8 protein-coding genes and 1 pseudogene are annotated in these 10210 nt (G+C 75.0%); 4 read left to right on the top strand and 5 right to left on the bottom strand.

The annotated features are described in order from the left end of the window. Both E9565_RS14095 and E9565_RS14090 read right to left on the bottom strand, forming a co-directional pair. Nucleotides 1–859, bottom strand: a pseudogene (locus E9565_RS14095) (hydrolase); the annotation flags it as partial. A gap of 116 nt (nt 860–975) precedes the next feature. Beyond that, on the bottom strand, nt 976–1602 hold the full coding sequence (locus E9565_RS14090; protein ID WP_236835545.1) for a class I SAM-dependent methyltransferase: 627 nt from the start codon (nt 1600–1602) through the stop codon (nt 976–978). A gap of 40 nt (nt 1603–1642) precedes the next feature. Here E9565_RS14090 and E9565_RS14085 point away from each other — a divergent pair, with 40 nt between their 5' ends. Further along, nucleotides 1643–2488, top strand: coding sequence for an SDR family oxidoreductase (locus E9565_RS14085; protein WP_236826735.1), 846 nt, complete (start codon nt 1643–1645; stop codon nt 2486–2488). Nucleotides 2489–2509: 21 nt separating this feature from the next. On the opposite strand, the gene E9565_RS14080 is transcribed toward E9565_RS14085, so the two are convergent. The 3 genes from E9565_RS14080 to E9565_RS14070 all read right to left on the bottom strand — a co-directional run bounded on the left by E9565_RS14080 (nt 2510) and on the right by E9565_RS14070 (nt 5974). Further along, on the bottom strand, nt 2510–4045 hold the full coding sequence (locus E9565_RS14080) for a long-chain-fatty-acid--CoA ligase (RefSeq protein WP_236835543.1): 1536 nt from the start codon (nt 4043–4045) through the stop codon (nt 2510–2512). A gap of 193 nt (nt 4046–4238) precedes the next feature. Continuing rightward, on the bottom strand, nt 4239–4997 hold the full coding sequence (locus E9565_RS14075; RefSeq protein WP_236835541.1) for a Sir2 family NAD-dependent protein deacetylase: 759 nt from the start codon (nt 4995–4997) through the stop codon (nt 4239–4241). Next, a complete protein-coding gene (locus E9565_RS14070; RefSeq protein WP_236835539.1) occupies nt 4994–5974 on the bottom strand; it encodes a phosphatase PAP2 family protein in 981 nt (326 codons plus the stop codon). The genes E9565_RS14075 and E9565_RS14070 overlap by 4 nt, the downstream gene beginning before the upstream one ends. A gap of 252 nt (nt 5975–6226) precedes the next feature. Between E9565_RS14070 and E9565_RS14065 the strand changes: the two genes are divergently transcribed. From E9565_RS14065 to E9565_RS14055, 3 genes are all read left to right on the top strand, one after another. Further along, a complete protein-coding gene (locus E9565_RS14065; RefSeq protein WP_236826731.1) occupies nt 6227–9073 on the top strand; it encodes an aconitate hydratase in 2847 nt (948 codons plus the stop codon). A gap of 182 nt (nt 9074–9255) precedes the next feature. After that, on the top strand, nt 9256–9975 hold the full coding sequence (locus E9565_RS14060; protein ID WP_236826729.1) for a sirohydrochlorin chelatase: 720 nt from the start codon (nt 9256–9258) through the stop codon (nt 9973–9975). A 10-nt stretch (nt 9976–9985) separates the two neighbouring features. After that, complete coding sequence (locus tag E9565_RS14055) at nt 9986–10150, top strand: hypothetical protein (RefSeq protein ID WP_236826728.1); 165 nt, start codon at nt 9986–9988, stop codon at nt 10148–10150. Nucleotides 10151–10210 lie beyond the last annotated feature (60 nt).

Raw genomic sequence — 10210 nt, 5'->3', positions numbered from 1 at the left:
CGTTCGGGGTGGCGACGGGTCGGGCCGGGGTGCGCGGCGGCGCCGGCGCGGCGGCCTGGCGGGCCGCGGCCTCCTGCGCGGCCGTCCGGGCGCCCTCGAGGCCGTCGAGCACCTGCTGGGCCTGCTGCAGCTCGGCCTGGAGGCCGTCCTCCCGGGCGTCGAGCGCGTCCGCCTGCCGGCGCGCCTCGACCTCCTGGGACTGGGCGCTCGCCAGCAGCGCGGCCGCCTCCTGCTGGACGGCGGCGGCCTGCTCGGTCGCCTGCCGGGCGACCTGCTCCGCCGTCGCGGCCTGCTGCTCCAGGACGGTGAGCTCGGCGACCACCTCGACCCGGTTGACCCCGGCGGCGTCCAGCAGGGCCGAGCGCTCGATCAGCTCGGCCGGCCCCGCTGCGCTGAGCAGTGCGGTGATGCCCGGGGAGGTCGAGCCCTGCATGTAGCTGGCCCGCGCGAAGGAGGCGACGTCGTCACGTCCCTGCTGCAGGTCGGCGGCCGCCTGCACCGCCGCGGCGGCCGCGGCGTCGGCGGCGGCCCGGGCGGCGTCGTGGGCCGCCTGCTTGTCCTCGTAGTCCTGCAGCGCGATGAGCGCCTGCTGGTGCAGTTCCTCGACGTGCGTCCGGGCCTGCGCCAGCTCTGCGCCGATCTGCCCCACGCGCGCGGCGGCGTCGGCCCGGGCCTGCTGGGCGGCACCGAGCTCGGCGTCGCTGGGGTTGCGCGGCGCCGCACCGGCCGCCGACGGCGTCAGGCCGACGGCGGTCGCGGCCAGGAGCACCGCGACGAGGGCCCGCCGCGCCGTCCGGCCGCGCCCGGTCGTGGTCCCGGTCCTGCTGCGCTCCGCGCACGTCCGCGCTCCGCTGCCCACCGCTGCCTCTTCCCGACGTCCGAGGGGCACCCGGACGGGTGACCCTCGGGGTGCATCGGACGGTGGCGCGGGACCGTTGAGGAGGCCTCACCCCTCCGGGTGGGGTCCGCGTGCGGTCAGGGCCGGGTCGCGACGAGCGCCGTCCAGCAGCCGGCGAGGCGGGTCTCCTGCGCGACGACGTCCAGCCCGGCCTCACGGCAGGCGGTGGCCAGCGCCGCCGGGGTGGGCCGGTCGCCGTCGGCGGGGTGGAAGGCGACCGCGCGCAACGGGCGGCTGTCGACGAAGCGGGCGGTCATCTCGCAGGAGTAGAACCGGCCGCCCGGCCGCAGCACGCGCGCCACCTCGCGGACCACGTCCCGCCAGGCCTCGGCGTGGTGCAGCACGTGGTAGGCGAAGACCGCGTCGTAGGACCCGTCCCCGGCAGCGAGGGCCGTGACGTCGCCCTCGCGCACCTCGACCCGGTTCCCGAGGTCGGCGACCGCCGCCCGGCAGGCCGCCACGCTCGCCGGGAACCGCTCGACGCCCTCGGCACGGCCGGCCCCGAAGACGTCGAGGGCCAGACGCAGGCCGGTGCCCCGCCGTCCGGTGCCCAGCTCCAGGACGGTGCCACCGCGGACGTCGCCGCCGAGGCGTCGCAGGATCGCCGCCTCGGCCCGGCGCTGGACGAACGCCCGGGGCCGGGAGTCGACCCACAGCCGGGTGGCGTCGACGTAGGTGGGCGGGACGGGGTTCGTGTCGGGCACGGCGCGGTTGTGCCCGGTGGGGCCTGGGCACAACCGCGCCGTGCCCGACCTCCAGGACCGCGTCGTCCTCGTCACCGGCGGGAGCACCGGCATCGGTCGCGCCGTCGTCCACCGCCTGGCCGCCGGCGGCGCGCGGGTGGTGGCCTGCGCCCGCGACCGGAACCGGCTGACCGAGGCGCTGGCCGGCGTCGACGGGGCGACCGGGGCACCGGCCGACGTCCGCTCCCCCACCGACCGGGTGGCGCTGGTCCAGCGGGTGCTCGCCGAGCACGGCCGCCTGGACGCGGTGGTGCTCAACGCGGGGATCGGCTACGCCGGGCTGGTCGAGGACACGCCGCAGGAGGCCGTCGAGACGATGATCGCCACCAACCTCACCGGGGTCGTCGACCTCGCCCGCCTCGCCCTCCCCCACCTGCTGGCGGCGGCCGCCGAGCGGGGCCGCGCCGACGTCCTCGTGACCGCCTCCGCCGCCGCGCTGTCGCAGGTGCCGCCGCTGGCCGTCTACTCCGCGACCAAGGCCGGCGCGCACGGCTTCGTGAAGGGGCTGCGGCGGGAGGTCACCGCCCGCGGCGTGCGGGTCCACTCGATCGCCCCCGGGCCGGTGTCGACGGAGTGGCTCGTCCGCGGCCGGGGCGAGCCGCCGGTCTCCGACGAGGACGCCGAGGGGCGGCTCTCCCCCGGCATCCGCACGGAGCGGGTGGCCGACCAGGTGGCGCGCAGCCTGGGGTCCTACTGGTCGCGCACGGTCTCCGTGCCGCGGTGGATGGGCCTGGCGCGGCTCGGCGAGGTCCCACCGGTCGACCGCGTCCTCGACATGACGCTCTCCCGGCAGGCGGCCCGCATCCGGCGGGTCACCGACCGGATGGTGGCCGAGCGCGACGGCTGAGCCGCCGCGCCCGGCCCTGCCTCAGTTGACCCTGCGCTCGGAGCCGGCCCAGAAGTCCTCGCGGAGCTTGAACTTCTGGATCTTGCCCGTGGCGGTGCGGGCCAGCTCGTCGCGGAACTCCACCCGCTTGGGCGCCTTGTAGCCGGCGATCCGCGCCTTGCAGTGGGCGATGATGTCGGCCTCGGTGGCCTGCTCCCCCTCGGCGAGGACGACGATGGCGGTGACCATCTCCCCCCACTTGTCGTCGGGGATGCCGATGACCGCGACCTCCGCGACCGCCGGGTGGCTGAACACCACGTCCTCGACCTCGATCGAGGAGACGTTCTCACCACCGGTGATGATCACGTCCTTCTTGCGGTCGGAGATCGTCAGGTACCCCTGCTCGTCCAGCGAGCCGCCGTCCCCGGTGTGGAACCAGCCGCCCTCGAGCGCCTCGGCGGAGGCGTCGGGGTTCTCCCAGTAGCCGGCGAGCACCGTGTTGCTGCGCGCCAGCACCTCGCCGCTGTCGCTGATCGCCATCCGGGTGCCGATCGACGGCACGCCGGCCCGGGAGAGCCGCTTGGCGCGCTCCTCCGGGTCGAGGTCGTCGTACTCGGCGCGCGGCCGGTTGATGGTGAGCAGCGGGGCGGTCTCGGTCAGGCCGTAGATCTGGTTGAACTCCCAGCCGAGCTCGGCCTCCACCCGCGCGATCGTCCGCGACGGCGGCGGCGCCCCCGCGACGATGATCCGCACCCGGTCGCGCCCCGGGATCTCGCCGTCCCAGTCGGCGGCGGCGTCCAGGACGGCGTTCCACACCGCCGGGGCGCCGGCCATCAGCGTCACGCCGTGCTGGTCGACCCGGCGCAGGATCTCCGCTCCGTCGACCTTGCGGAGCACCACCTGGCGGGCGCCGACGCCGGCCATCGCGTAGGGCAGCCCCCAGCCGTTGCAGTGGAACATCGGCAACGTGTGCATGTACACGTCGCGGTCGCTGACCTGCATGTGCATCCCGAAGGTCACCGCGTTGACCCAGATGTTGCGGTGGGTCATCTGCACGCCCTTGGGCCGCGCCGTCGTCCCGCTGGTGTAGTTGATCGTCGCGGTGGCGTCCTCGTCCGGCTCCGCCCACGGCCGCGGCTCGACGTCGAACCGGAGCAGCTGCTCGTACTCCTCCCCCGTGCCGAACCGGTGCTCGGCGCGCACGCCCTTGAGGGAGGTCTCCAGCTCGGGGTCGACCAGCAGCACACGGGCGCCGCAGTGCCCGACGATGTACTCGACCTCCTCGGGCTGCAGCCGGAAGTTGACCGGCACCGCGACGCGGCCGGACGAGGGCACCGCCAGCAGCAGCTCGAGCAGCCGCGCGGAGTTGTGGCTGACGATCGCCACCCGCTCGCCCTCGCCCACGCCGAGCTCGTCGAGGCCCGCCTGGAGCGCGCGGCCGCGCCGGGCCACCTCGCGGTAGGACACCTCGCCCAGCGAGGGCGCGGGCTGCGCCGGCTCGTCGACGACGCCGACGCGGTCGCCGTAGACGAGCTCCGCGCGGTCGAGGAAGTCGCGACTGGTGAGGGGTACGCGCATGCCGGCTCCCGGGGTGCTGGGCCGGTGCGGGCCGGCCGTCGACGTGGTCCCCGTCACGCTATCGGTCGGCGGGGACGGCGACGAGCGGCGCGCGACTCCGCCGTCCCGCCGGGATCAGGGGACCTGATCGTGGCGCCTCCTCCCTCGCGGTGCGCGGCGAGGGAGGACGCGCTGCGGTGAGGGAGGACTGCGGTCAGCCGGCGGCGACCAGCCGCGGCAGCGCCGTCCCGATCGGCTCGCGGACGACGAGGTCGGCGACGTCGTCGTACGGCGTCGGCTCGGCGTTGACCACCACCACCCGCGCCCCGTGGGCGACGGCGACGTCGACCAGCCCCGCCGCCGGGTGCACCTGCAGCGAGGTGCCCACCGCGAGCAGCACGTCGCAGTCGCGCGCGGCGTCCACCGCGGCCTCGACGACGTCGGGCTCCAGCACCTGCCCGAAGCTGATCGTCGCCGACTTGAGGATGCCGCCGCAGTCGAGGCAGGGCGGGTCCGGCTCCCCGGCGGCCACCCGGTCCAGCGCCTCGGCCATCGTCGTCCGGGCGCGGCACCCCAGGCACTCGACCTCGTGCACGGTGCCGTGGATCTCCACCACCATCGCCGGGTCCGACCCCGCCGCCTGGTGCAGCCCGTCGACGTTCTGGGTCACCAGCGCGCGCAGCCGGCCCTGCCGCTCGAGGTCGACCAGCGCGGCGTGCCCGGGATTGGGCCGCACGTCGAACGCACCCATGTCCCGACGCATCAGCCAGGCCCGGCGCCGGATGTCGGGGTCGGCGACGTAGTAGGAGAGCGTCACGAGCTTCTCGGCGTCGGGATCGCGGGTCCAGACACCGTTCGGCCCTCGGTAGTCGGGGATGCCGCTGTCGGTGGAGATGCCCGCGCCGGTGAGCGCGGTGATGCGGCGGGCGGCGGTCAGCCAGCCGGGCAGCGGGGCGGGGACGGTGCCGGTCACGCCCGCCACGGTAGGGGTCGGGCGGCACGCCCCGCCGCCCGCAGCGCGCGCCCGGCCGGCGGCGCCAGCAGGACCACCGCGCAGGCGTACGCGGCGCCGAGCAGCGTGTCGACGACGTAGTGCTCCCCCGACCACACGAGGACGGCGGGCATGAGCACGGCGTAGGCGACCAGGCACGCACGCTGCCAGCCGTGCCGGGCCAGCGGGAGCAGCACGGTGCACATGAGAACGGCGAACGCGGTGTGCAGCGAGGGGACGGCGGCGACGAGGTTCACCTGCCCCTGCCCGGCGTCGAGCAGCACCCCGGCGCGGGGCAGCCCGAGCACCTCCCACCCGGCGCTGCTGATCCGCGCGACCGGTTCGATCACGCCCTGCTTGGCGGCCAGCCACGGCGGGGCCGCCGGGTAGAGGACGTAGGTGACCAGCCCCGCCAGGGACAGCGCCACGACCAGGCGGGCGCAGCGCGCCCAGCGGGCCCGGTCGCGCAGCCACAGCACCGCGAGCACCACGGGGGTGACGACGAAGTGGCTGCTGTAGACCAGCGTCGCCACGGCCTTCCACCAGTCGGCCTGCACGTGCTCCTGCAGCCAGACGGTGGGCAGCACCCCGCCGGTGAGCCAGCGGTCGGCATCGGCCACCTCCTCGACGGCCACCGGCATGCCCAGGCCGTCGGCCAGGCCGCGGGTGGCGTCGTAGGCCAGCAGCACCGCGACCAGCGGCAGCCAGTCGGCGAGCAGGCGCACGAGCCGCCGCCGGCCGTGCGTCACGGAGGTGACGGCCAGCCCCGCGAGCACCCAGCCGAGCAGGACGACGCGGTCGGTCGGCAGGCCGCGCACCGCGCAGGTGGCCGCGAACACCAGCAGCAGCGCTGCCCAGAGGACGGCGGTGACCGCGCGTCCCCGCCTGCCGGACGCGGCCGGCTCGACGGCGGGCGGGGCCGCCGCGGGCGCGGGGGCCGACGGGTCGAGCGCGGTCATGGCGCGGGAGGCTAACCGCGCGCCCCCGCACGGACGCGGCGCGCGCACCCGGCACGCCGTCCGCCGGCGAGCGGTGGGGCTGCTGCGCCTGCCCGGGCGGGAGGGACGCCCGGCGCCCGCGCGTTTCGCCGCCCGTGACACAGGTCACCGGGTGAGGAAAGGGTCGCCTGACTCGGTGGTCCCGGCCGCGGGCTGGGATGATCGGGGGTGGTCAACGACGCGTGATGAACCACGAGGGGTAGGCGCAGAGAAGTGGCAGCCAGCAAGGACAGCTTCGGAGCCCGGTCGACGCTCGCCGTCGACGGCACCGAGTACGACATCTACCGGCTCGACGCGGTGGAGGGCGCGGAGAAGCTGCCCTTCAGCCTGAAGGTCCTCCTCGAGAACCTGCTGCGCACCGAGGACGGCGCGGACATCACCGCCGACCACATCCGCGCGCTGGCCGGCTGGGACCCGAACGCCGAGCCCGACCAGGAGATCCAGTTCACCCCGGCCCGCGTGGTGATGCAGGACTTCACCGGTGTCCCCTGCATCGTCGACCTCGCCACGATGCGCGAGGCCATGGCCGAGCTCGGCGGCGACCCGCAGAAGATCAACCCGCTCGCGCCGGCCGAGCTGGTCATCGACCACTCGGTGATCGCCGACGTCTTCGGCACGCCGGAGTCCTTCGAGCGCAACGTCGAGATCGAGTACGAGCGCAACGGCGAGCGCTACCAGTTCCTGCGCTGGGGCCAGGGCGCGTTCAGCGACTTCAAGGTCGTCCCCCCGGGCACCGGCATCGTCCACCAGGTCAACATCGAGCACCTCGCCCGCGTGGTCTTCCCGCGCCAGGAGGGTGACCGCGTCGTCGCCTACCCCGACACCTGCGTGGGCACCGACAGCCACACCACGATGGTCAACGGCCTGGGCGTGCTGGGCTGGGGCGTCGGCGGCATCGAGGCCGAGGCCGCGATGCTCGGCCAGCCGGTCTCGATGCTCATCCCCCGCGTGGTCGGCTTCAAGCTCTCCGGTCAGCTCCCGGACGGCGCCACCGCCACCGACCTGGTGCTCACCATCACCGAGATGCTGCGCCAGCACGGCGTGGTCGGGAAGTTCGTCGAGTTCTACGGCGAGGGCGTCTCGGCGGTGCCGCTGGCCAACCGGGCCACGATCGGCAACATGAGCCCCGAGTTCGGCTCCACCGCGGCGATGTTCCCCATCGACGAGGAGACCATCACCTACCTGCAGCTCACCGGCCGCAGCGAGGAGCAGGTCAAGCTGGTCGAGGCCTACGCCAAGGAGCAGGGCCTCTGGCACGACCCGTCGCGCGAGCCGCAGTTCTCCGAGTACCTCGAGCTCGACCTGGCCACCGTCGTCCCGAGCATCGCCGGGCCGAAGCGCCCGCAGGACCGCGTCGCCATCACCGAGGCCAAGCCCGCCTTCCGGGAGGCGCTGGCCGACTACGTGACCGACGGCGAGACCGGCGGCGAGGACCGCAAGCCCGGGGTCCCGGCGCAGGAGAAGCCCTACGGCGTCACCTCCTCGGTCGACGAGGCCGTGGCCGAGACCTTCCCCGCCTCCGACCCGGTCGCCGAGACGCACGGCAACGGCGAGGCCGGCAAGCCGCACCACTTCGACGGCCACGACGTCGGCCGGCGCCCGTCCAAGCCGACCCGCGTGGTCATGGAGGACGGCACCGAGACCGAGGTCGACCACGGCCACGTGGTCATCGCCGCGATCACCTCCTGCACCAACACCTCCAACCCGCAGGTGATGATCGGCGCCGCGCTCCTGGCGAAGAACGCCGTCGAGCGCGGGCTGGCCACCAAGCCGTGGGTCAAGACGACGCTGGCCCCCGGGTCCAAGGTCGTCATGGACTACTACGAGAAGGCCGAGCTCACCCCGTACCTGGAGAAGCTCGGCTTCTACCTGGTCGGCTACGGCTGCACCACCTGCATCGGCAACTCCGGCCCGCTGCCCGAGCCGGTGTCCAACGCGGTCAACGAGGCCGACCTCGCCGTCGTCTCGGTGCTCTCGGGCAACCGGAACTTCGAGGGCCGGATCAACCCCGACGTCAAGATGAACTACCTGGCGTCGCCGCCGCTGGTCATCGCCTACGCCCTGGCCGGGTCCATGGACGTCGACCTGAACAACGACCCCCTGGGCCAGGACGCCGACGGCAACGACGTCTTCCTGCGCGACATCTGGCCCTCGCCGCAGGAGGTCCAGCGGGTCATCGACCAGGCGGTCTCCGCGGAGCAGTTCGGCCGCAGCTACGAGGACGTGTTCGCCGGCACCGAGCAGTGGCAGAACCTGCCCACGCCGACCGGGGACACCTTCGACTGGGCGGAGGACAGCACCTACGTCCGCCGTCCCCCGTACTTCGAGGGCATGCCGGCCGAGCCGGCCCCGGTCGAGGACATCACCGGCGCCCGCACCCTCGCGGTGCTCGGCGACTCGGTGACCACCGACCACATCTCGCCGGCCGGCTCGATCAAGGCCGACAGCCCCGCGGGCAAGTACCTCCGCGAGCACGGCGTGGACCGCCGCGACTTCAACTCCTACGGCTCCCGCCGCGGGAACCACGAGGTCATGATCCGCGGCACGTTCGCCAACATCCGGCTGCGCAACCAGCTGGTCCCGGGCACCGAGGGTGGCGTCACCAAGAACCACCTGACCGGCGAGACGACGACGATCTACGACGCCTCGCAGGCCTACCAGGAGGCCGGCATCCCGCTGGTCGTGCTGGCCGGCAAGGAGTACGGCTCGGGCTCGTCGCGCGACTGGGCGGCCAAGGGCACGGCGCTGCTGGGCGTCAAGGCGGTCATCGCCGAGAGCTACGAGCGGATCCACCGCTCCAACCTCATCGGCATGGGCGTGCTGCCGCTGCAGTTCCCCGAGGGCCAGGACCGCGAGTCGCTCGGCCTGACCGGCGACGAGGAGTTCACCATCACCGGGATCACCGCGCTCAACGACGGCGAGACCCCGCGGACGGTGAAGGTCAAGGCCGGTGACGTCGAGTTCGACGCCCGCGTCCGGATCGACACCCCTGGCGAGGCGAACTACTACCGCAACGGCGGCATCATGCAGTACGTGCTGCGGTCGCTGCGGCAGAGCTGACCCTCCGCACGACGCGATGGACCCCGGCCCGGGCGGCCGCGGCGTCCTGCTCACCGGCTCACGCCGGGGGCGGGGGCCGCGGCCGCCCGGGCCCCCGTCGTCGAGGGGGCCCGGCCGCCGGGCGCCCTCGGCACCGACCACCTGACCGGAGCCATGCAGCCCTTCGACGACACCCGCGCCCGGTGACCGCTCCCCCGGCCCCCGTCCTGGTCGCCTGCGCGCACGGCACCCGCAACCCGACCGGCCGCCGGCTGATCGCCGAACTCGCGCTCGCCGCCCGGGCGCTGCGGCCGGGGCTGGTCACCACCGCCGCCTTCGTCGACGTCCAGCCGCCGACCGTCGTCGACGTCGTCGGCGGCCTGGCCGCCGAGGGGCGCCCCGCCGTCGTCGTCCCGCTGCTGCTCTCCGGCGGGTACCACGTGCACGTCGACATCGCCGGGGCCGTCGCCGCGCACGACTCGGTCGTCGCCGCCCGGCCGCTGGGGCCCGATCCCCGGCTGGCCGAGGTGCTGCACGCCCGGCTGGTGGAGGCCGGGGCCGACCCGGCCGACCCCTCCACCGCCGTCGTGCTGGCCGCCGCCGGGTCCAGCGACGCCCGGTCGGTGGCCGACGTCGACCGGACGGCCGCGCTGCTGCAGCACTCGTGGGCCGGTCCGGTGACCACGGGGTACGGCTCGGCCGCGCAGCCGCCGGTGCCCGATGCCGTCGCAACCGCGCGCGAGCGGGGCGCCCGCCGCGTGGTGGTCGCGTCGTACCTGCTCGCCCCGGGGCACTTCCACGACAAGCTCGCCGGTGCCGGGGCCGACGTCGTCACCGCGCCGCTGCTCCCCGACGAGCGGATCGCCGCCGTGCTGCTCGACCGTTACGACGCCGTGCTCGGCGCCGAGCGGCCCGGCCGATAGCGGCCCGGCGGTGATGTCGCTGATCGGCCTGGCCACCTACCTCGCCCTCGTGGGCCTGTTCCTCTACGCGCTCTACTGGGTGGTGAACCGGGCGGTGCTGCACGCGCTGCGCACCCACTCCGCCGAGCAGCGTGCCGCCGCGGGGGCGGGGACCCCCCATCGGCCGGGCGGCTGACCCGCGACCACCTCGGTGCAGTGACTGGAACGACCGGGCGGCCACAGCGGGGGGCGACCG

This window comes from Blastococcus sp. KM273129, from assembly GCF_021698995.1.
Lineage (GTDB): Bacteria > Actinomycetota > Actinomycetes > Mycobacteriales > Geodermatophilaceae > Blastococcus.
The sequence above is the reverse complement of the archived record's forward strand: the minus strand, read 5'-3'. Positions and strand labels throughout refer to the sequence as shown.